A 20,556-nucleotide genomic window follows, 5' to 3' on the forward strand; every position below is an offset into this window, starting at 1 on the left:
AACAAGATTTAAATTAAAGGAAGTGATACAAAATGCACATTACAGCCAAAGAAGAATATTTTGACGAACCTGCCTGCGAGCATAACGGCGTTGCTAAGGATAAAAAAGCCTGTAAAACGGCAACACCGGGTTCTTCAACCGGCGGATGCGCGCTTGACGGGGCATATATTGTTTTAAGCCCGATAAAAGATGCCCTGAACATAGTACATGCTCCGATAAATTGTCTTGGAAACAGTTACAATCAAAGAACATCCGAAACTACTCAAAGAGAAAACTATTATATGTACGGTTTTACGACGGCGATAAATGAAAACGACCTCATTTTCGGCTCGGAAGACAAATTAAGGCAGGGCGTAATTTATGTTTTTAACAGATTTAAACCGAAAGCGGTGTTTATTTATAACACATGCGTGCCGGCGCTAACGGGGGAAGATATAGAAGGGGTTTCCAAGGAACTTGCGGCTAAACTTAAAATTCCCGTTGTTCCGGTTTTTTCACAGGGGTTTTCGGGAAATAAGAATCTTGGCAATAAAATTGCGGGAGATGCCCTTTTTACCCACATTATAGGGAGAAAGGAGCCTGAAATAGATTTATTATCGGATTATAACATAAATTTAATAGGCGAATATAATATCAGAGGAGAGCTTTTTTTAATAAAAAAGGCTCTAAAACAGGCCGGCATAAATGTTCTTTCAACCATAACGGGGGACTCTACGATAGAAGAAATAATGTATTCCCACAAAGCGGGGCTTAATGTCGTGGTGTGCTCCAAGGCCTTGATATATCTGGCAAGAAAAATGAAAGAAAAATACGGGCTTCCTTATATAGAAGGGTCGTTTTTCGGCTTAACATCCACCAATAAGGCGATAATGGATATAGTAAACTCGATCGGGGATTATGAACTTACCTGCAGCGCGAAAAAATACATCAAAATAAGGACAAGGAATACCGAAGAAAATATTTATGAGTATAAAAGATTTTTAACTGGTAAAAAGGCTCTTTTATATACCGGCGGGGTTAAAAGCTGGTCCCTGGTATCTGCCTTAAACGACTTAGGCATGAAGGTCATTGCCACGGGGGTAAAAAAATCCACCGAGGAAGACAAACTAAGAATAAAAGAAATCGATGGAAACGGGAATATAATAATGCTCGATAACGGCAACCCCGTCAATCTTATTAAAATAGCGCGGGAAGAGCAGGTTGACATTATACTTGCAGGCGGAAGGAATCAATATACCGCAATAAAATCCCTTATACCCTTTTTAGATGTCAATCAAGAAAGGTTTAATCCTTATACATCCTATGAGGGCATGGAATTTTTGGCTAAACAGATTTATTTCGAGATCAAAAATCCTTTATTTAAATTGCTAAAGGAATCAAATATAAATTTATAATTCTATGATGAATCCAATAAAAAATATGGAAATTAATCCTTTACAGGCAAGCTCTTCGCTGGGAGCGGCGATGTTTTTTCTAGGGATTAACAATGCCGTGGTTCTTATGCACGGGGCCGTCGGTTGCGCAAGCTTTGACAAAGTTACGCTGACAAAGCATTTTCGCGAAAACATTCCGATAGTTACCACGGCTTTAAATGAATATGGGGCAATTCTGGGGGGAACCGACTTTTTAACATCGGGAATTAAAAACATTTATGAAAAAATGAAGCCGGATTTTATAGGTATTGCGTCATCAGGCCTCACGGAAACGAGCGGCGAAGATATTGCCTGCATTATCAGGGATTTTAAAGAAAAACAGGATTTACCGTTTTCAAAAATAATTTATGCAGGCACTCCGGATTATAAGGGCAGCCTTGAAGACGGCTATATGAAAGCAATGTTGGCGCTGTTAGAGGACTTTTCGGGTAAAGAAACATATAAAACATTTAAAAAATCAAAGAAATTAACAAAGAGCATAAATGTTTTCTGCCCGGTATCTTTCACCCCCCAGGATTTTTTGGAACTCCGGGAGGCCGTAGGTTATTTTGATTTAAAGCCGGTTATGATACCCGATTTGGGCTTGTCCTTAGACGGACATCTTGACGAAAGGGGATATTTACAGACAACCGCAGATGGGCTTGGGATTAAAGATATGGAAAATATTCATAATAGCGAATTTAACATAGTTATAGGTTTAAGTTTGGGGAACGCGGTTAAATCCATTAGTGAATTAACCGGTTTAGCGACATATTACTTTCCGAATGTGTGCGGGCTTAAAAATAGCGATAAACTCTTCAATCTTTTATCCGAACTTTCGGGTAAAGAAATTCCCGAAAAATATAAAAGGCAGAGAAGACAGCTTATGGATGCTTATTTAGATACGCATTTTTATTTTTTAGGAAAAGATATTGCGTTGGCTCTCGGCATAGATCTTTTAGATTCTTTTTCTATGATTTATTCGGAAATGGGCGCAAATTTAAAAATCGGAATATCGACAAAATTTAGCGATGATATTAAATATAGATTTTTAAATTTCTGCGAAGGCGATTTAGATTTGCTCGATAATTACAGGAATGTCGATTTAATTGTTTCCAATTCCAATGCAGGATTTTATGCTAAAGATTTTAGAATACCCCTGCTAAGGGCGGGCTTTCCGCTAATCGACGAAATAGGACACGGCTATAAGCATTATATACTCTACAGAGGGGCGGTTAATCTTGCCGTTGAAAGCGCAAACTTGCTTAATAAAGGATAAAATTCAATTTAATCTAAAAATTTTTAAGGAGGGGGTCTAAATGAAGGTAGGTTTTGCCACAACTGATAATATTTTAATCAACGACCACTTTGGATGGGCTAAAAATTTTGCAATATACGAAATAAATCAGGAAGGCTTCAGATTTTTGGAAAATAGGCATTTTGAAGAAGACGAGATTGAGGAACTCAATAAGATAGATAAGAAGATTGATAGGCTAAAAGATTTGAAGATTATTTTTGTAGAAAGCATCGGCGGGACGGCGGCCGCCCGCGTCGTAAAATCAGGTATTCATCCGGTTAAATCCAAACCGAACGATAAAATAGAATATGTTATGAAAGACCTTAAAACGGTTTTATCAGGCAATCCCCCTCCATGGCTAAAAAAAATTATTCTTAAAGAATCCGGAAATATTGCAGGTCTGGCTTGAACTTTTAGATAAATGGCATTAAATTTGCAACTAAATTTAATAAATAAAAAATTGTGTCTTTTATTTTATTGAAAATAACACCCCGTCCGGTTATTAAATTATGGTAAATGAAAAAGGCTTGAATTTAAATATAAAAGTCTTAGTTGTCGATGATATAAAAGAAAGAAGGGAAGAACTTAAGGTTATTTTAAATTCTATTACAACTAATATATATGAGGCTGATAACGGAGCGTTAGCTATCGTAGCGGCAGAAGAATTTAAACCGGATATTATCTTTATGGACATAAAGATGCCGTCAATGGACGGAATTACCGCCTGCAAAAAGATTATGGAGACAAACCCCCTTCCAATTATTTTTTTAACGGCGGGTGCGGGCGATATAAAAGATTACGATAAATATATGGAAGAGCTTAAAGGATCCGGGGCATTTTCTTACATAATGAAACCTGCCAGAAAGAGCGAGGTTTTGGCCCAAACAATTATCGCAATCGAAAATTTTAAAAGATTGCAGGATATAAAAAAAGAGAACGAAACTTTAAAGCAATATATCGAGGATAGAAAGTTAATTAACAAGGCGAAAAGTATCCTTATGGATAAAGAAAGCATCCCCGAAAAAGAAGCGCATAAAAGACTTCAAAGATTAAGCATGAGCAGCGGGCGTCCGTTAGCGGATATTGCAAAAGCTATTATTTTGACAAGTTCAAGTTGAAGATATTTACTCGAAAAAGATTATAAGATAATTTAAATATAACATAATAATAAGGAGTAATTTATGGAAATGGTAAGAGCGATTATCAGGCCGGAGAAAGAAAAAGATGTGCTTAAGGCGCTTGAAGAAAACGGATTTGTTTCGGTTACGAAAATGCATGTTTTTGGAAGAGGGAAACAAAAGGGAATTAAAGTCGGGGATGTGGTTTACGATGAATTGCCAAAACTGGAACTTATGATTGTCGTGAAAAAAGAGGACGCGAACAGGGTTTGCGATATTATTCAGGAAAATGCCGTTACGGGGCATATCGGCGACGGCAAGATATTTGTTGTGCCTGTTTCAAGGACATATACGGTAAGAACCGGCGCCGAAGGCTTATAATATTATTTATTATACATTAATTTATTTATGTTAAATTCATATTAACGAGGTTTTTATGGAATCTAAATTCGAAGAAAATATTGTTGAGATTATTGCTATAATAAGAAGACATAAAATTCAGGAAACAAAAGATGCGTTAGATAAAGAAGGTTTCAGCCAGATGACCTTTTATTCCGTTCACGGCAGGGGGAGGCAAAAGGGGCGTGGAGGACTTGCAAATGAACTAGACCCGGGGTTAAATCTAATTAATAATAAAACCGATATAGCCGATAACGATTACAGCTTTTTGCCTAAAAGGATGATATCATTAGTGGCGCCGGCACAGGAGACGGATAAAATCGTAAAGATAATAACGGATGTAAATAGTACAGGACATTACGGCGACGGCAAGATATTTGTTGTGCCGGTGAGGCTTGTCGAAAGGATAAGGACGGCGGAAGAAGGACTGTACGCGGTGAGTTAAGTCAAAAAGAAAAGGAGCGCCGCTCCAACGAAAGCAGTTTGGCTTTAAAATGTGCGCCTCCGCCCCCGGAATATCCGCCCAATTTTCCGCCGGAGGTTATTATCCTGTGGCACGGTATAACGATGGGCGTTTTGTTTATAGATAAAGCGCCGGCGCAAGCCCTCGAGTAAGTTCCTTCAAAGCCTGCTTTCAGCGCAAGTTCCTTGTATGACATCGTTTCGCCGTACTTAATAGAGCGTGAGGCAAAAAGTATCTTTTTTGTAAAATCGCCGTAGTAAGAAAAGTTTACGGGGGTTTTTGCGAAGTCGGCAATTTTGCCCGAAAAATAGTTATCCAATAGATTTATCAGGCTGCATAAATAGTCCAGGCGGTTATAATCATTCTGCCCCAGCAATATTAAAGATTGCCCGTTTTGATTTAACCGCCTGCCGTTAAATTCCTTAAAAGTTTTGATATCGGGATTTTTTATTTTTATTTCTTCGATACAATTTTCCGATAACTTTATTTCCAAATCGGCTATTTTTGTCTTAAATTCAAAAATATATAACAATGACTTGTGATTTAGCTTTTTATTTTAATTATGCCCGCAAGTTTTATTGGCGCAGGAACAAGCAGGAGCAGGGGTTGCCGCGTTTTCCGTTTTTGTTTTTTGGGATGCGTTTTCCGAACTAGAACTGCTGTAATCGGTCTTATACCAGCCCGAACCTTTTAACACAAAACTTGAATTCGATATGAGCTTTTCTAATTTTCCTCCGCATTCAGGACAGGTTCCCAAAGGTTTTTCATTAATACCCTGAATCACTTCCATATAATTGCCGCAGTCTTTGCATTTGTATTCCCTGATAGGCATTTTTGACCTCCGTAAAAATATTTATTTATAAATTTTATTAACATTCGATTATTTAGTTAATTATATCATAAATTTACAAATCATGAAATATGATTATACATCTTTGCGCAGTTTTATTATATAATACATATAAGATTATTTATTATGAGATTTTTTGTTTATTTTATAATTAAAATAGGTTAATTTAAATTATGGGAAATTACAATGGACAGAAAAACTGTAATAGAAAACATATTTAAAAAAAATTTCTGCGTGAAACCCGGAGAAACTGTTTTAATTTATACCGATACAATATCTAAAGATGAAAATATCACAAAAAAGGACAGGTCAAGAAGAGAAAAACTTATAAAAATTGCTTCCGATTTTGTAGATATAGGAAAAAGTTTTGGGAATGTTAAATATATCGAATACGAATCCTTAAAAGAACACGGAAACGAACCTCCGATAGAAGTCTGGAAGTCTGCCTTCGGCAAATCATTTTTTGAATTTATAAAAGAAAATAAACTTTTGGTTAATATTACTCAAAAAATAATAAGCGGCGGGCAAAAAAAATTATTATCCGATTTTATCGAAAATCATAACGGCGAATATGTGAATGCCGTTATTGCCCTTTCTAATTTTTCCACAAGCCATACCCTGTTCAGAGACCTCATAACCAATTACGGCGGCGCGCGGTTCGCTAGTATGCCTTTATTCGAAGACTCTATGTTCGAAACCGCTCTAAATATCGATCCAACCGAATTAGCCGATTTTACCTTAAATGTTTATAAAAAGTTGATAGATGCTTCCAAAGTGAACATAAGCGCAAAAAATGGAACGGATATAACATTTTATATCCGCGAAAACGGTTTTATGCCCGATACGGGCTTGCTTACCGGCAGAGGCTCTTTCAGTAATCTTCCTGCTGGAGAGGTTTATACCGCGCCTTTAGAAAATATGACGCATGGAAAATTTGTTATGGAATATGCGCCGACTTCTAAACTTAAAAAGCCTCTTACGCTTTATATAGACAAAGGCAAGTTAAGCTATATCGAAGGGAACGACGATTTCAAACGGCACTTGACCGAGGCGATAGAAAAGAACAATCTTGTATCCAATATTGCCGAGCTCGGCATAGGGACAAACAGAGCGGCGAAAAACTTTCAAAATATACTGGAGGCCGAAAAAATTTACGGCACTATCCATATGGCGCTTGGAGATAACTCATCATTCGGCGGAATTGTAAGGGTCAATTTTCATGAGGATTTTATTTTATTTAATCCCGAAATAACGGTTACGACAAAAGACGGAAATAGTTTTAAGTTATCGCATTAAATATCGCATTTGCTTTAAATTATTTAAATTATGGAAGACATAAAATCGATAGATTATTTTAAATCTTTAAATGAGGGCATTTTAAACGATGTTGTGCCCCTCTTCAAGGAAGAAAACTATGAAGCGGGCGAGAATATTTTTATAGAAGGGGATAAATCTAAAGGAATATACTTTGTTATGCGGGGAGCGGTCAAAGTATATAAATCGTCTAAAGACGGCAGGGAGCAGATACTTAAGCTTATTTACGCGGGGGATTCCTTTAACGATGTTACGGCATTTACAAGCGATATAAACCCTGCTTCGGCGGATGCCGTTACAAATGTAAAATTATATTTATTGTCCCGCGAAAATATAATCGGTTTAATTTACAAACATCCCGAAATATCTTTGAATATCATAAAGAGTATGACCGAGAAACTAAGATATTTAACTGGCAGGATAGAGGACCTTTCGTTAAAACATACGCAGGAAAGAATTGCAAAGATACTCCTTTTATTCGAGGGCAAAAAATTAAGCCAGAAAATAATTGCCGATATCGCGGGAACGGCAAGAGAGGTTGTTTCGAGGGCGCTAAAGGATTTTTCGTCCCGGGGCATCGTAAAGATAGATAAAAGAGATATAATAATATTAGATAAGAAAAAATTGAAGGATTTGGGGGAATCCTAATCCCGATTTAGAAAATATTTATATATTCCAATGCTAAGTAAATCTGGATTCCCGCTTTCGCGGGAATGACAATGCAGTGATTTATCATTTCACCCGTTAGGTGTCATTCCCGCGGAAGCGGGAATCCAGAATAAATTTCTAAATCGTGATTAGGGGGAATAACCGAAATAACAACCGGAAATGCGTATTATAAGCGGGTCATTAAGGGGAAGGAAAATTCCCAATGTATATAAAATCAAAAATGTTTCGCCGTCATCGGACTTTTTAAAAGGGGTATTGTTTAATGTAATCGGACGCGACATAAGGGGCAAGGTTTTTTGCGATTTATACGCAGGTTCAGGCAATATAGGTTTTGAAGCCCTTTCAAGGGGGGCGGCTTTCTGTGTTTTTGTTGAAACCTCACCCGCTTTAATATCGATAATAATCGATCTTTCAAAAAAATTCAGCATCGAAGAAAAAGTTAAGATTATAAAAAAGGATGCGTTTAAGGCTTTAGAAAAGGGGCTTTTAAAAGAGTATAAGCCTGATTATATATTTCTTGACCCGCCTTATAATTCAGGGCTTTGCGGGAAAACAATTGACGGGATAACGGCAAACTTATATTCCCATAATTTTAACGCGGGTAATAATAGGGGCAATAATATTATAGTCCAGCACGATAAACGGGAGATTTTATCCGGGGAATATCCCCCTTATAAACTCGTAAGTGAGAAAAAACACGGCAAATCGGTTTTATCGTTTTACCGCGTGTTATAAACCCACTTCCAGTTTTTAATCTCGGGCATATCGTCATCGTATTTTGAAATATATTCTTTGTGATTTATAATTTTATTAGTCATTTCCTCTTTAATATATGCGGCTTTATATTTAAGATACGGAACCCTGTCTGCGGCATCCATGACAAGATGGAATCTGTCTAAGTCGTTTCTAACCGTCATATCAAAAGGCGTGGTTGTTGTTCCTTCCTCTTTGTAGCCCCTTACATGAATATTTTTGTGGTTCGTTCTTCTGTAGCTAAGCCTGTGTATCAGCCACGGATACCCGTGGAAGGCAAAAACAACCGGTTTGTCTTCCGTAAACAGGGTATCGAATTCCTTATCGGATAAGCCGTTAGGGTGTTCTTCCTTCGGCGTTAGCGTCATTAAATCAACCACATTAATAACCCTTATTTTAAGTTCTGGAGCAAGATTGTTTAAAATAGACGCGGCCGCAAGGGTTTCCAATGTCGGGACATCCCCGGCGCATGCCATAACGATGTCAGGTTCATAACCCCTGTCATTGCTTGCGAAATCCATTATTCCCAGCCCCTTTTTGCAAATCTTAATAGCGGAGTCCATATCGTACCACTGAAGCTCTTCTTGCTTGCCGGCTATTATGACATTTATCCTGTTTTTACTTCTAAAACATTTGTCGGCAATTGCAAGGAGCGTATTTGTATCCGGCGGCAAATATATTCTTATATATTTAGGTTTTTTTGTTATTACATGGTCGATAAATCCCGGATCCTGATGTGAAAAACCGTTATGGTCCTGCCGCCATACATGAGATGTCAGAAGATAATTTAAAGAAGGTATCGGTCTTCTCCATTCTACTTCACCTGCTTCTTTCAGCCACTTTGCATGCTGATTAAACATAGAGTCTATTATATGAATAAAGGCTTCGTAGCATGAAAAAAAGCCGTGCCTTCCTGTTAATAAATATCCTTCCAGAAGGCCTTCGCAAGTATGTTCGCTAAGTATTTCGATAACCCTTCCTTTATGGGACAGATGGTCGTCATAATTAAAAATATCACCCCACCACTGCCTATCGGTTACATCAAAAACAGCGTTAAGCCTGTTTGAATTATGCTCGTCGGGACTGAAAATTCTAAAGTTATCGGGGTTTAATTTAACTACATCGCGCAGGTAATATCCAAGCGTGGTTGTGGCTTTTCCGTAAACCGTAGCGGGTTTTTCCACCTTTTCGGCATATTTTGTAAAATCGGGGAGAACTAAATCTTTTAACAATAAGCCGCCGTTAGCATGGATATTGGCGCTCATCCTCTTTTCTTTTTTAGGAGTAAATTCCTTTATTTTGTTTATTAAAGAACCTTTTTCATCGAATAATTTTTCGGGTTTATAAGATTTCATCCAGTTTTCCAATATTTTTATATGTTCAGGCTTTTCTTTAAAATCCGTGATAGGAACCTGATGAGCGCGCCAGTACCCCTCAAGCTTAAGCCCGTCGATCTCTTTCGGGCATGTCCAGCCTTTAGGGGTTTTTAAAATTATCATGGGATAGACGGGTCTTGTAAAATTTTTATCATTTTTTTTATTTACGGTATTTCTAATAGTATTAATTTCTTCAGAAATTTTATCAAGCGTCAACGCCATTTTATTATGGGCTATATTTACATCTTCCGCTTCGACAAGATAAGGCGTATATCCATAGCCTTTAAACAGATTTACCAACTCTTCTTCGCTTATGCGGGCTAATATTGTCGGATTATTAATTTTATAGCCGTTTAAATGTAAAATCGGAACGACGATACCGTCTATCAGGGGGTTTAAAAACTTGTTAATATGCCATGAGGCTGCCATCGGTCCGGTTTCGGCTTCGCCGTCTCCGACTACGCAAAAAACGGTTAAATCAGGGTTATCTAACGCCGCCCCATAGGCATGGCTTAAGGCATAACCAAGCTCGCCGCCTTCGTGGATAGAGCCCGGAGTTTTAGGGGAAACATGGCTTGGGACGCCGTCCGGCGTAGAAAATTGCCTGAAAAGCGCTTTAAGTCCGCCTCCGTTTTCGGAAATATTCGGATAATATTCACTGCAGGTTCCTTCGATGTAAGTATTTGCGATGATTGCAGGGCCGCCGTGCCCGGGACCGGTAATAAACAGCGAATTTAAATCATATTTTTTTATGATTCTATTTAAATGCGCATAAATAAAATTAAGTCCGGGCGAGGTACCCCAGTGTCCTAATAACCTGGGTTTTATATGTTCGAGTTTTAAGGGGGTTAGCAGTAATGGGTTGTCCATTAAATAAATCTGCCCTATCGTTAAATAGTTTGCCGCGTCGAAATACAGATTTAATGTTTGAAGTTCGCTTTCGGAAAGATAATTCTGGAATTTATCGGATTGTTTGATATTCATTCATACCCCCTTATATATAATAAAATTAATATTTAAGGTTGTTTTTATATCGCAGGCCGTTTCATAACCTATCTATTTTCTTTGAATAGCCCCTTAACATAATGGAGTTAAGCGACACGGTTATACTGGAAACCGCCATTGCCGCCCCCGCTGCTGCCGGCGGCAGCAGCCAGCCGGTGAAGTGGTAAAAAACCCCCGCCGCGAACGGAATACCTAGCCCGTTAAAGAAAAATGCCCAAAAAAGGTTTTGTTTCACTTTGTTTAAAGTTTTTCTGCCGAGCGCCACGCTTTTATAAGCATCTTTAATATCGCTTTTTACTAATATAATGTCGCCGGTTTCCCTTGCGACATCGGTTCCGCTGCCTATTGCTATTCCTACATCGGCATAAGCCAGCGCCGGCGCATCGTTTATGCCGTCGCCGACCATTGCGACTTTTAAGCCTAAATTTTTTAGTTTTTTTACTTCATTAAGTTTGTCCTGCGGTAAAACATTTGCGATGACATTTTTTTCGTCTATCCCCACTTGAACGGCAACGTTTGCAGCTGAATTTAGATTATCCCCCGTTAAAAGATATACCGCTATACCCATGGATTTTAATTTAGTTATCGCTTCTTTTGCCCCTTTCTTAACTTTGTCTGCTAAAGTAATAATGCCGGCCATATCTGAGCCGGCAGAAATTCCGATAACGGTTTTGCTTTCCTTTGCATATTTTTCCTCAAGTTCGCTAAATTTAGACAAATCGATATTTTCGGTCTCGAACAGCCCTTTCTTCCCGATAAAAATCTTTTTACCGCCGTAATTCAATGTTATGCCAAGGCCGCCTATTTCTTTATAATCGGCAGGCTGAATCTCGGCTCTGTCTATACCGACGGCAGTTTTTTCGTTAGATTCGTTATATTTCTTAACTATTGCCGCTGCAATAGGGTGGGAGGAGAAACCCTCTCCGTAAGCAGCGATTTTTAAAATTTCGTTTGCGGGTAAACTGCCTAAGGGTATTATATCCGTTACCTCAGGTTTGCCGTAAGTAATTGTACCAGTTTTATCAAAAACAACGGCGTTTATTCTTGCGATTTCTTCGAGGCCGGATGATTTTTTTATTAATATCCCCTTTTCGAGGCCGATTGAACTTCCAACCATAAGAGCCATAGGCGTAGCAAGCCCCATTGCGCAGGGGCAGGCTATAACCAGTACTGCGATAGCGGCGGATAGAGCAAATAAAAAATTAGAATGAAAAATATATCTCCATGAGAAGAATACTGCTAAAGATATTGCAACGACGATTGGAACAAAATAGTTAGTTACTTCATCGGCTATTCGCTGAATGGGGGCTTTATCCGCCTGGGCATCTTCGACTAAGCGGACAATCTGGGAGAGTATGGTATCCTTGCCAACCCTCAAAGCCTTTATTTTTATAACCTGCCCTATGTTTATCGTTGCGCCGCTTACCTCGCCGTTAACCTTTTTTTCAACGGGGATAGGCTCGCCCGTCAGCATAGACTCGTCTATCTGGGTTTGCCCCTCCATGATTACACCGTCAACGGGAATTTTATCGCCCTTTTTTACTAAAAGAACATCCCCCGCTTTCACGCTCGAAGTGTCCACCACCTTCACTGCCCCGTTGTTTTCGATAAGGTTCGCTTTGTTAGCCTGAAGTTTAAACAAGGCTTTTAATGATGATGCCGCTCTCTGTTTTGAAATCTTTTCCAGCAGTTTTCCCGTTCTGATAAAGAGTATAAGCAAAACGGATGTATCGAAATAAAGTTCGCCTTTAAATAAAAATACCCCCGCGACGGAATAAAAATAAGCGGCGGATATTCCCAATGCGACGAGAACATCCATATTGGCGGAAAAGCTTTTTAAAGAATAATAGGCGCCTTTATAAAATGTAAGTCCGGCGGTAAATTGAACTATCGTGGCTAATATAAATAAAATAAATATCTTAAATTCATTCGGGGTTTCCGCCATTTTTGCCATGCCGAACATATTTTTATAGGTCAGTATAACGACGGGAATCGTAAGAATAAATGTGAATATAAGCCAATAAATATCTTTTTTCCAATCGGGTATTTTACGAAACCATTTGTCCATAAACGGGATATGTGCGTTTATGCTTAAGGATTTTTCCGCCTCTTCGCCGGTTTCAGTTTCGTCCACAGGCGTGTATCCGCTTTCCGTTACGGCTTTAAATATAGCCTCTTTAGATGTTAGGGACGGGTCGAACGATACAAATCCGCTTTCCCCGGCAAAATTAACGGTTACTTTATTTATTCCATCGATCTTCCCGACCCCTTTTTCGATAGTTCTGGCACAGTTGGTACAGTGCATTCCTTCTATCTTAAATCTGAGGTTTTCTGCTTCCGGTTTTTCCTGTTTATTTTTACTCTCTGCCGGTTGAATTGTCCAACCTTGCGGTATGGCTTGCCGTGCTTCGTCTATAAGCTCGGCGCCGAACCCTGCAAATTTAACCATTTTAATTATTTCATCGGGCGAAAGATTATTTGCACCCGAATCGACATAGAGGGTTTCGTTTACGAAATTAAGCCGCGCGTTTTTGACGCCGTCTATTCTTTTTACGGTGTCCACTATGGTTTCCGCGCATGAAGCGCAGTCCATTTTGCTTATTTTAAATTTATATTGTTTTTGTTGCGCGGGGGCGGCATTTCCTTTATCAGTCAAGGTGGGAGAACGGTCTTTTGTTTCATGTCCAGGGTCGCCTTCTTCTTCGGTTTCATAACCCGCTTCTTTTATGGCTTTTTTAATATCCGAAGCCGAGGTAGTTCCTTCGTCGAATGTCACATCAGCGCATTTATCTTTAAGGCTTACATTGACGGATTTTACTCCTTTAAGGGAAGATACGGCTTTTGTAACAGTTTTTACGCAATGTTCGCATGTCATTCCGTGGACGGCTATTTTTTCATTTTTCATAATATGCACCTCTTTTTTATTATTAACCGGCTTTATTAATAACCCGCGGTTAACCAAATGATTAACTAAAATATATACCGTGCTTTTTTACTTTTAGACCAAATTATATATTTATCAATATATCATATCATCGAAAGGAGCTTTTTTCAAACGGGGTAAGCGGATTTATTCTATTGAAAAAATAATCGTTAAGTTTTATAATATATCACTTATATACAAAATAAAAGCGTTTAACGAGGCTGATGAATGGCAAATATATCTAAATATAAAACCGCCGTTTACCCTGGTTCATTCGACCCTGTTACTTACGGTCATTTAGATGTTTTAAAAAGAAGTCTCAGCGTATTTGACAAGGTGGTTGTAGCGGTTGCCTGCAATAAAAAGAAGCCTTATCTTTTTAAGCAGTCTATGAGGATTGACCTTATAGACAGGATTTTAAAAGAAGACGAAGAAATCGACAACGGCAGGGTTGAAGTAATAGCTTTAAAGGGGCTCCTTGTTAAGTATGTGGAAAGTATTAACGCAAAGGTAATTATAAGGGGCCTTAGGGCAGTTTCCGATTTTGAATACGAACTTCAGCTTGCGATAACTAACAGGACGCTTAATTCCGACATAGAGACGATATTTATGATGACCGCCGAAAAGTACTCATTTTTAAGTTCCACGATAGTCAAGGAGATTTCCCGTCTCGGAGGAGATGTTTCCAGCATGGTTCCGAAGGTAATAGCCTCCGAGCTTGCGAAAATTTATTCCAAAGGAGAAAATGATGAAACTCTCATGTAGAGCGTCTTCAATAAAACCGTCGGCCACTCTTGCCATAACCGCAAAGGCTAAGAAACTTAAAGCCGAAGGGAAAAATATTATCGGTTTTGGGGCGGGCGAGCCGGATTTCGACACGCCGGGCTATATCAAAGACGCCGTAAAAGATGCCCTTGACAAAGGTTATACCAAATATACCCCCGTGTCGGGAATCGAGGAGCTTAAATCGGCGATTGCGGATAAGTTTTTATCCGATTATAATGTCGGATACGAACAGAGCGAGATAATCGTTTCTTGCGGAGGAAAGCACAGCCTTTACAATCTCTTTTCGGCTCTCTTAAACGAAGGCGACGAGATTATTATTCCATCGCCCTATTGGGTGTCTTATACCGAAATCATAAAGCTTTCCGGCGGCGTTCCGGTTATAGTCGATACATCCCGAAACGGGTTTAAATTTAACCTGAGAATGCTCGAAAGCAATTTGACGAAAAAGACAAAGGGATTAATCATAAACAGTCCTTCTAATCCTACAGGGGTTTTAATGGACGAGAAAGATATTATCGAAATTGCAAACTTTGTCAAAAAGAAAGGTTTATACATAATAACCGACGATATTTACGAAAAAATAATCTTTGACGATAAAAAATTTTTTAATGCGCTGATGGCCGGCAAATCGATGAAAGAAAATACCGTTGCCGTCAATGCAGTTTCCAAGACATACTCTATGACAGGATTCAGAATAGGCTATACGGCCGGCCCCAAAGATTTAATATCGGCAATGAATAATATCCAGTCCCAAAGCACATCCAACCCCACGACATTTGCCCAATACGGGGCTTTGGCGGCATTAAAGGGCGGCTATGATTTTACCGTTATGATGCGGAACGAATTTCAAAAAAGAAGGGATTATATGATGGATTTTTTTGACAAAAACATAAAAAGCATCACTCCCGTTAAGCCGGATGGGGCATTTTATATATTTGCCGATATTTCAAAGGTCTTTGGCGAAAGCGAGAATAAAATAAATTCCTCGACCGAATTTTGCGATTATCTTTTAGATAAATATCTTGTCGCAGCCGTTCCCGGCGTTGAGTTTGGCAATGACAATTTTATAAGGCTGTCTTTTGCGACAAGCCTCGATGTCATAAAAGAAGGTTTAAATAGAATAAAAGAAGCGGTATCCTTTTGAGGCAAATAATTTTATGAAAAGGGCTCATAAATACATCCTTAACTTTCTTAATAATAACAGGGGCGATTTTAACTTATTTAAGTTTATCCTTAAGCTCCCCTTATTTTTAATATCGTATGCGGTTATTCTTTCTACAAAAATAAAAAGAACATTGTATAACCGTTCTTTTATTTTTAAATCTAAAGAACCTGGCATGTTTACGGTTAGCATAGGGAATATAAATTTGGGCGGAGCAGGGAAAACCCCGTTTTCCTATACTATTGCCGAATACTTGTACGGACGGGGTTTAAAGCCCTGCATTATAAGCAGGGGCTACAAAGGCCGTTTAAAAAAAAAATCTATATTGCCGGTTGGGAGTACGAGCTTGAGGATGTCCGGCAAAAGCTTCCCGACGAAGTAATTCTTTTAGTTGAAAGGTTTAAATCAAAAAATATTCGGATACCCGTTATAGTTTCCAGAAACCGATTATCGGCCGCAAAAGTTTGTTCGGGGGAAGATAGCATATATTATAATCTTGCCGAAGATCTTAATGTATTTTCAAACTTAGATTCGACAAAACCCCCGGGCGAAAAGGTAGATTTAAGCGCAAACCCGTCCGATGATGCCGTGCATAATTTTTCCGATCATTGCTTATATAAAGATGTTTGCGATAAATATGAAGAATATAAAAAGATTGCCGTCTTAGATGACGGATTTACCGCTTTAAATATCAAAAAGGATTTAAATATAGTTCTGATAGACAGGACTAAGAACATTTTCGATCAAAATGTTATTCCCGCAGGGGTTTTAAGGGAGGACTTAACTGTTCTTAAATATGCCGATATTATAATTATAACCAAAAATACTGAACAAGCCTGCGATATTACAAAAATAACCGATAAAAATTTAGAGAAAGACATTAAAAGATTTAATAAATCCTGCCCAGTATTCTATTCTCATTATAAGCCCGTTAATCTTTTAGGAGGGGACGCTGGGCAAAAATCGTTAAATTTTGATAGCCTCCATGACAAACGGATGAGGATATTGACCGTCTGTGCAATCGGAAACCCGGATTACTTTTACGATAATTTGAGTAGCCGCGGGATTAAAATAGACGGCAAGTTCGAGTTTGAAGACCACCATATATATACGGCGCAGGATTTAACCTTATTAAAGAATGACCTGAATCTTAATAATCCCTGTATTATTATAACTACTTTAAAAGATTATGTTAAATTAAAAAAGTTTGGCGAACGGAAAGAATATAAGGATATTATAGAAAAGGTTTATTATTTGGATTTTGAGCTGGTTATAGATAAATTATTTTTTGAGTTTATTTATGATAATTATAAAAAATATATAGAAAGGATCAATCCAGAATTACTTCCATATATAATTAAAAATTAAACAAAAGATGAAGAAAAATAGGATACTGTTATATGCTGAATTTATCGCAGTTTATGGGTTTTATCTTTTTATAAACATTATCCCTCTTGGTTTAGCGTTAAAATTGGGCAGGATTTTAGGGATAATATTTTATAAAATCGACAAAAGACATGCAAAAAATACGATTAATAATTTAACCATCGCTTTTCCGAATAAAAAAAAAGAGGAGCTAAACGATATTTGCATTAATTTTTACAAAAATATCGGCATGATTTTCGTTGAGATTTTTAGATTAAACAGGTATAATAAAAAGAATATAGACAGCTTTGTCGACTCGGATTTCGACGCGTTTAAGGGCATTTACAAAAAGCAGGGAATACTTCTCTTGACCGCTCATTTCGGCAATTGGGAGCTTTTGGCAAAAACTTTCAGCCTGAAAGGTTATTCGGGCAATGTTTTAGCAAGGCCGTTAGACAACCCTTATATAGAAAAAATTCTTTATGGATTAAGGACAAATTCCGGGAATAAGGTAATATATAACAGGGAAAATGCTATTAAAAGCATAATGTCGGCATTAAATAAAAATGAAATGGTTGGATTTTTGCCGGACGAGAATGCTTCGAAACGGATAGGCGTATTTGTAGATTTTTTTGGCGTTAAAGCCTGCACTATGCCGGGTATGGCGAATATTGCCGCAAAGACAAAAGCGCCGGTCATTCCGGCTTTTATTGTCAGGATTAAAGACGGCAATTTTAAAAAACATAAACTGATAATCGGAGAACCCCTTGAGATAACCTATACCGGAGACAGAAAGACCGATATGATAAACATCTTGAAAATGTTCAATGAAACAATAGAAAACATAATAGAAAATTATCCGGAGCAGTGGTTTTGGATTCACAACAGGTGGAAAACAAGACCGGATCCAGAGAAATAAATATATGGAAAAATGCGTATTTTTAGACAGGGACGGCGTTCTGATTAAAGATGTAGGCTATTTAAAAAATCCGGACGATATAATTTTAATGCCGCAAACGATCGAGGCATTAAAGAATTTAAAGAAAATCGGGTTTTTGCTCATAATAGTTACAAATCAGGCGGGTGTCGCAAAAGGTTTTTTCACCGTAGATGATTTGGAAAGAGTTAATAAAAGATTGATAAAGGTTTATGAAACTAACGATATTGCGATAGACGATTTATATTTTTGCCCCCACCACGAAAATGGAATTGTAGAGCCTTATAATATCAAATGCTCTTGCAGAAAGCCCGATTTAGGAATGGTGGTTAAGGGCGTAGAAAAGTTCGGCATCGATATTAATAAATCATTTATGATTGGAGATAAGGACAGCGATATTCTTCTCGCAAAAAATTCCGGTTTAAGGTCGTTTTATATAAAAAATTCGATGTACGAACATGATGAAAATATAACCCCGGATTTTTATGTTTCAGATTTGAAAGAAGCTTCGGATATTATAATAGAATTACAGGGCGGCTGAGAAAGAGTTATCGCATCTTTATTTTTTTGTTTGATTTTAAATAAAAAGTTTGTTAAAATTTAATGCTTAAATTTAAATATACCAATAAAAAGAGGACAGACTTAAGTTTGTCCTCATAAACAAGGAGTAAACTATGGCAAATCATAAATCGGCTGAGAAAAGGGCAAGGCAAACGAAAAAAAGAACTTTGCGCAACACAGGCAGTATTTCGAAAATGAAAACGAATATTAAAAAATTTAAAGCGGCTGTTTCTCAAAACGATAAAGAAAAGGCTCTGGAACTTTTTAAATTAAATGCGTCTTATATTATGCATTTGGCATCCAAAAGTATAATTCATAAAAATAATGCCTCAAGGAAAATCTCGGCGCTGGCGAGGCTTCATAACTCAATCAAACAGGATTAGCGTTATCTTAAGTTTCTGGAAATATCTAAAAACCCAAGTTTAAAGATAAATTCTTCGAATATCAGGTTTTGAGGGTGGGATGTTGTTTTAAGCCTGAAATCCGTTTCTCCCAGCAGTTCCATAATTCTTTTAAGTTCATGAACAGAAAATAAAGATAGATTTTTTAGAAATTTCTTTTTGAGAAAAGGCAGAACCCCGTTTATCCGTAAAATGGTTTCGAAATCCATACCCGAGGATTCCTGCACCTTTGCTTTATGGAGCTTTCTCGCTTCGTTATACAATACCGATATAATTTTTACAGGCTCTTCCCCGTCATTATAAATAACGCCGAATATTGAAAATGCCCCCCTTATATCCCTGTCTAATATTTTATCGATAAAATCAAAAATAGTGAATGTTTTTGAAAAAGCAAGAAGCGGCTTTAATTCGTTAACGGAAAGTTCTTTTGATTTGTTTTCGGGTTTAATTCCCGATACTATTTTGTTAAGTTCGTTATCGATATTTACCGTGTTATTACCCGTATATCTAATGAGGTAATATACTGCTTCATCGGAAATTTTTATACCTTTTTCTTTAGATAAATTTCTAATATAAGAGAAAAGTTCATTTTCATATAGAAGCCTGATTTTATGAAGTTTAAAATAATTTTTGGTTTTTAATTCCTTGAAAAATTTAATATTTTCGTTAATTTTCGGGCTGTTATCATAAAAAATGATTACTGTTGACGGAGATGGAGAGTTTAAGTAATCAAGCAGTTCCGTATCATTAAGAAACGAGCCGTCAAAATCTTCTACCTGTATAACCCTTTTTTCCGAAAGCACAGGATAACTGTTGGCTATGGTTAAAAAATCGACGGGCAAGGGGGATATAAGCCTGTCAAAATTAAAATCCGTCTGTTCTTTTTTTAATATTCCGGATTTTATTTTTTCTATTTCCTTAGCAATTCTAAAATCATCTTCCCCGTAAAAAAAATAGACGAGAGTATCTTTTTCCATATTTAAATTTTATAATAAAAAATATCTTTTTTAAAGATATTAATCTTAAGTTTTAATTCCGCAATAGAAACTGTTTAGATATTGCAATACTCAATATTAAGTAATACTGGATTCCCGCTTTCGCGGGAATGACACCTAAAAGGTGAAACTTCCAACCCTTATTAAGTCATTTTAAGTCATTCCCGCGAAAGCGGGAATCCAGAAAATAAATTTCTATCGGGGGTTAAGGTTAAATTTTGCGGTTGACTTTTATATCATATTTTATTAATATAATTTCATCATGATAGAATTTTTGACGATTATATTAATAGTTTCCGCCGTTTTCTTGGTTATCGTTATTCTTATGCAGCAGGGCAAAGGACAAGAAATGGGCGCCGTGTTCGGGGGGAGTTCCCAAACCATATTTGGAGCTTCCGGCGCGGGCAATTTTTTAACTAAAGCTACCGCTATTTTAGCCTTAATTTTTATGGCTTCGGCATTTCTAATATCTTATATTTCGGCCAGGCAGATAAGCCCTATCGCAATTAAAAGTTACATTAAAAAGACGGAAAAACCGCCTTTAGTTAAAAAGGCTGCCAAGCCTGCTCCAAAAGACCAAGCCTTAACTAAGCCATTTAAGCCGTTAAAAACGGTTAATAATAAATAATTTACTTTAATAGGTAAGTTTTAATAAAAATGCCGAAGTGGTGGAATTGGTAGACACGCCATCTTGAGGGGGTGGTGGATAATATCCGTGCCGGTTCGATTCCGGCCTTCGGCACCATTCATTATTTTAACCTTTCTGCAAA

At 37.6% G+C, this 20,556-nt stretch carries 22 protein-coding genes and 1 tRNA gene; 18 read left to right on the forward strand and 5 right to left on the reverse strand.

Annotated features, from left to right (window positions below; genetic code table 11):
- Positions 1 to 32 precede the first annotated feature (32 nt).
- From nifE to EVJ47_04195, 6 genes are all read left to right on the forward strand, one after another.
- On the forward strand, positions 33 to 1,394 hold the full coding sequence (gene nifE, locus EVJ47_04170; GenBank protein RZD15476.1) for a nitrogenase iron-molybdenum cofactor biosynthesis protein NifE: 1,362 nt from the start codon (positions 33 to 35) through the stop codon (positions 1,392 to 1,394).
- A 4-nt stretch (positions 1,395 to 1,398) separates the two neighbouring features.
- Positions 1,399 to 2,691 (forward strand): nitrogenase iron-molybdenum cofactor biosynthesis protein NifN, encoded by a 1,293-nt coding sequence (gene nifN / locus EVJ47_04175; protein RZD15477.1) that lies wholly within the window; start codon positions 1,399 to 1,401, stop codon positions 2,689 to 2,691.
- 40 nt (positions 2,692 to 2,731) lie between these two features.
- Entirely contained in the window at positions 2,732 to 3,118 is a 387-nt protein-coding gene (gene nifX, locus EVJ47_04180; GenBank protein RZD15478.1) for a nitrogen fixation protein NifX, read from the forward strand.
- A gap of 100 nt (positions 3,119 to 3,218) precedes the next feature.
- On the forward strand, positions 3,219 to 3,827 hold the full coding sequence (locus EVJ47_04185; GenBank protein ID RZD15479.1) for a response regulator: 609 nt from the start codon (positions 3,219 to 3,221) through the stop codon (positions 3,825 to 3,827).
- A 63-nt stretch (positions 3,828 to 3,890) separates the two neighbouring features.
- Positions 3,891 to 4,208: a P-II family nitrogen regulator gene (locus tag EVJ47_04190; GenBank protein RZD15480.1), complete on the forward strand. Its 318-nt coding sequence runs from the start codon at positions 3,891 to 3,893 to the stop codon at positions 4,206 to 4,208.
- Between the two features lie 79 nt (positions 4,209 to 4,287).
- Complete coding sequence (locus EVJ47_04195) at positions 4,288 to 4,671, forward strand: P-II family nitrogen regulator (GenBank protein RZD15561.1); 384 nt, start codon at positions 4,288 to 4,290, stop codon at positions 4,669 to 4,671.
- Position 4,672: 1 nt separating this feature from the next.
- Here the strand turns inward: EVJ47_04195 and EVJ47_04200 are convergent, their stop codons facing one another.
- Both EVJ47_04200 and EVJ47_04205 read right to left on the reverse strand, forming a co-directional pair.
- Positions 4,673 to 5,221, reverse strand: a complete 549-nt coding sequence (locus tag EVJ47_04200; GenBank protein RZD15481.1) for a methylated-DNA--[protein]-cysteine S-methyltransferase — start codon at positions 5,219 to 5,221, stop codon at positions 4,673 to 4,675.
- Between the two features lie 24 nt (positions 5,222 to 5,245).
- On the reverse strand, positions 5,246 to 5,521 hold the full coding sequence (locus EVJ47_04205; protein RZD15482.1) for a zinc ribbon domain-containing protein: 276 nt from the start codon (positions 5,519 to 5,521) through the stop codon (positions 5,246 to 5,248).
- Between the two features lie 204 nt (positions 5,522 to 5,725).
- Between EVJ47_04205 and EVJ47_04210 the strand changes: the two genes are divergently transcribed.
- The 3 genes from EVJ47_04210 to rsmD all read left to right on the forward strand — a co-directional run bounded on the left by EVJ47_04210 (position 5,726) and on the right by rsmD (position 8,257).
- Complete coding sequence (locus EVJ47_04210; GenBank protein ID RZD15483.1) at positions 5,726 to 6,835, forward strand: peptidase; 1,110 nt, start codon at positions 5,726 to 5,728, stop codon at positions 6,833 to 6,835.
- Positions 6,836 to 6,865: 30 nt separating this feature from the next.
- Positions 6,866 to 7,501, forward strand: coding sequence for a Crp/Fnr family transcriptional regulator (locus EVJ47_04215; GenBank protein ID RZD15484.1), 636 nt, complete (start codon positions 6,866 to 6,868; stop codon positions 7,499 to 7,501).
- Positions 7,502 to 7,681: 180 nt separating this feature from the next.
- Positions 7,682 to 8,257, forward strand: a complete 576-nt coding sequence (gene rsmD, locus EVJ47_04220; GenBank protein ID RZD15485.1) for a 16S rRNA (guanine(966)-N(2))-methyltransferase RsmD — start codon at positions 7,682 to 7,684, stop codon at positions 8,255 to 8,257.
- Here rsmD and EVJ47_04225 read toward each other — a convergent pair.
- Together EVJ47_04225 and EVJ47_04230 are read right to left on the reverse strand one after the other, a co-directional pair.
- The gene (locus EVJ47_04225) at positions 8,242 to 10,635 is read right to left on the reverse strand and encodes a phosphoketolase family protein (protein ID RZD15486.1); all 2,394 of its coding nucleotides are present in this window, start codon (positions 10,633 to 10,635) and stop codon (positions 8,242 to 8,244) included. The two genes, rsmD and EVJ47_04225, sit on opposite strands and share 16 nt — an antisense overlap.
- Before the next feature lie 61 nt (positions 10,636 to 10,696).
- Positions 10,697 to 13,561 carry a heavy metal translocating P-type ATPase gene (locus tag EVJ47_04230; GenBank protein RZD15487.1) on the reverse strand — a complete coding sequence of 955 codons (2,865 nt, stop codon included), beginning with the start codon at positions 13,559 to 13,561 and terminating at the stop codon, positions 10,697 to 10,699.
- Between the two features lie 246 nt (positions 13,562 to 13,807).
- Between EVJ47_04230 and EVJ47_04235 the strand changes: the two genes are divergently transcribed.
- The 7 genes from EVJ47_04235 (at position 13,808) to EVJ47_04265 (ending at position 18,773) form a co-directional block, all read left to right on the forward strand.
- Positions 13,808 to 14,344, forward strand: coding sequence for a pantetheine-phosphate adenylyltransferase (locus EVJ47_04235; GenBank protein RZD15488.1), 537 nt, complete (start codon positions 13,808 to 13,810; stop codon positions 14,342 to 14,344).
- A complete protein-coding gene (locus EVJ47_04240; protein RZD15562.1) occupies positions 14,328 to 15,509 on the forward strand; it encodes a pyridoxal phosphate-dependent aminotransferase in 1,182 nt (393 codons plus the stop codon). Before EVJ47_04235 ends, EVJ47_04240 begins: the two co-directional genes overlap by 17 nt.
- Before the next feature lie 13 nt (positions 15,510 to 15,522).
- Positions 15,523 to 15,909: a hypothetical protein gene (locus EVJ47_04245; GenBank protein ID RZD15489.1), complete on the forward strand. Its 387-nt coding sequence runs from the start codon at positions 15,523 to 15,525 to the stop codon at positions 15,907 to 15,909.
- Complete coding sequence (locus tag EVJ47_04250; protein RZD15490.1) at positions 15,777 to 16,895, forward strand: hypothetical protein; 1,119 nt, start codon at positions 15,777 to 15,779, stop codon at positions 16,893 to 16,895. Before EVJ47_04245 ends, EVJ47_04250 begins: the two co-directional genes overlap by 133 nt.
- A gap of 7 nt (positions 16,896 to 16,902) precedes the next feature.
- On the forward strand, positions 16,903 to 17,811 hold the full coding sequence (locus EVJ47_04255) for a hypothetical protein (GenBank protein ID RZD15491.1): 909 nt from the start codon (positions 16,903 to 16,905) through the stop codon (positions 17,809 to 17,811).
- Positions 17,812 to 17,815: 4 nt separating this feature from the next.
- The gene (locus tag EVJ47_04260; GenBank protein RZD15492.1) at positions 17,816 to 18,370 is read left to right on the forward strand and encodes an HAD family hydrolase; all 555 of its coding nucleotides are present in this window, start codon (positions 17,816 to 17,818) and stop codon (positions 18,368 to 18,370) included.
- 133 nt (positions 18,371 to 18,503) lie between these two features.
- Complete coding sequence (locus EVJ47_04265) at positions 18,504 to 18,773, forward strand: 30S ribosomal protein S20 (GenBank protein ID RZD15493.1); 270 nt, start codon at positions 18,504 to 18,506, stop codon at positions 18,771 to 18,773.
- Between the two features lie 2 nt (positions 18,774 to 18,775).
- On the opposite strand, the gene holA is transcribed toward EVJ47_04265, so the two are convergent.
- On the reverse strand, positions 18,776 to 19,768 hold the full coding sequence (holA, locus tag EVJ47_04270; protein RZD15494.1) for a DNA polymerase III subunit delta: 993 nt from the start codon (positions 19,766 to 19,768) through the stop codon (positions 18,776 to 18,778).
- A gap of 280 nt (positions 19,769 to 20,048) precedes the next feature.
- On the opposite strand from holA, the gene secG reads away from it, so the two are divergent.
- Positions 20,049 to 20,414, forward strand: a complete 366-nt coding sequence (gene secG / locus EVJ47_04275) for a preprotein translocase subunit SecG (GenBank protein ID RZD15495.1) — start codon at positions 20,049 to 20,051, stop codon at positions 20,412 to 20,414.
- A 31-nt stretch (positions 20,415 to 20,445) separates the two neighbouring features.
- Positions 20,446 to 20,531 (forward strand) — tRNA-Leu (locus EVJ47_04280).
- The last annotated feature ends 25 nt before the right edge of the window (positions 20,532 to 20,556 follow it).

This window comes from Candidatus Acidulodesulfobacterium ferriphilum (genome assembly GCA_004195035.1).
Taxonomy (GTDB): Bacteria; SZUA-79; SZUA-79; order Acidulodesulfobacterales; family Acidulodesulfobacteraceae; genus Acidulodesulfobacterium; species Acidulodesulfobacterium ferriphilum.

Coding starts and splice junctions, on each gene's coding strand:
- nifE (RZD15476.1), top strand. CDS start 33: ATGCACATTACAGCCAAAGAAGAATATTTTGACGAACCTGCCTGCGAG.
- nifN (RZD15477.1), top strand. CDS start 1,399: ATGATGAATCCAATAAAAAATATGGAAATTAATCCTTTACAGGCAAGC.
- nifX (RZD15478.1), top strand. CDS start 2,732: ATGAAGGTAGGTTTTGCCACAACTGATAATATTTTAATCAACGACCAC.
- EVJ47_04185 (RZD15479.1), top strand. CDS start 3,219: ATGGTAAATGAAAAAGGCTTGAATTTAAATATAAAAGTCTTAGTTGTC.
- EVJ47_04190 (RZD15480.1), top strand. CDS start 3,891: ATGGAAATGGTAAGAGCGATTATCAGGCCGGAGAAAGAAAAAGATGTG.
- EVJ47_04205 (RZD15482.1), bottom strand. CDS start 5,521: ATGCCTATCAGGGAATACAAATGCAAAGACTGCGGCAATTATATGGAA.
- EVJ47_04210 (RZD15483.1), top strand. CDS start 5,726: ATGGACAGAAAAACTGTAATAGAAAACATATTTAAAAAAAATTTCTGC.
- EVJ47_04215 (RZD15484.1), top strand. CDS start 6,866: ATGGAAGACATAAAATCGATAGATTATTTTAAATCTTTAAATGAGGGC.
- rsmD (RZD15485.1), top strand. CDS start 7,682: ATGCGTATTATAAGCGGGTCATTAAGGGGAAGGAAAATTCCCAATGTA.
- EVJ47_04225 (RZD15486.1), bottom strand. CDS start 10,635: ATGAATATCAAACAATCCGATAAATTCCAGAATTATCTTTCCGAAAGC.
- EVJ47_04230 (RZD15487.1), bottom strand. CDS start 13,561: ATGAAAAATGAAAAAATAGCCGTCCACGGAATGACATGCGAACATTGC.
- EVJ47_04235 (RZD15488.1), top strand. CDS start 13,808: ATGGCAAATATATCTAAATATAAAACCGCCGTTTACCCTGGTTCATTC.
- EVJ47_04240 (RZD15562.1), top strand. CDS start 14,328: ATGAAACTCTCATGTAGAGCGTCTTCAATAAAACCGTCGGCCACTCTT.
- EVJ47_04245 (RZD15489.1), top strand. CDS start 15,523: ATGAAAAGGGCTCATAAATACATCCTTAACTTTCTTAATAATAACAGG.
- EVJ47_04255 (RZD15491.1), top strand. CDS start 16,903: ATGAAGAAAAATAGGATACTGTTATATGCTGAATTTATCGCAGTTTAT.
- EVJ47_04260 (RZD15492.1), top strand. CDS start 17,816: ATGGAAAAATGCGTATTTTTAGACAGGGACGGCGTTCTGATTAAAGAT.
- EVJ47_04265 (RZD15493.1), top strand. CDS start 18,504: ATGGCAAATCATAAATCGGCTGAGAAAAGGGCAAGGCAAACGAAAAAA.
- holA (RZD15494.1), bottom strand. CDS start 19,768: ATGGAAAAAGATACTCTCGTCTATTTTTTTTACGGGGAAGATGATTTT.
- secG (RZD15495.1), top strand. CDS start 20,049: ATGATAGAATTTTTGACGATTATATTAATAGTTTCCGCCGTTTTCTTG.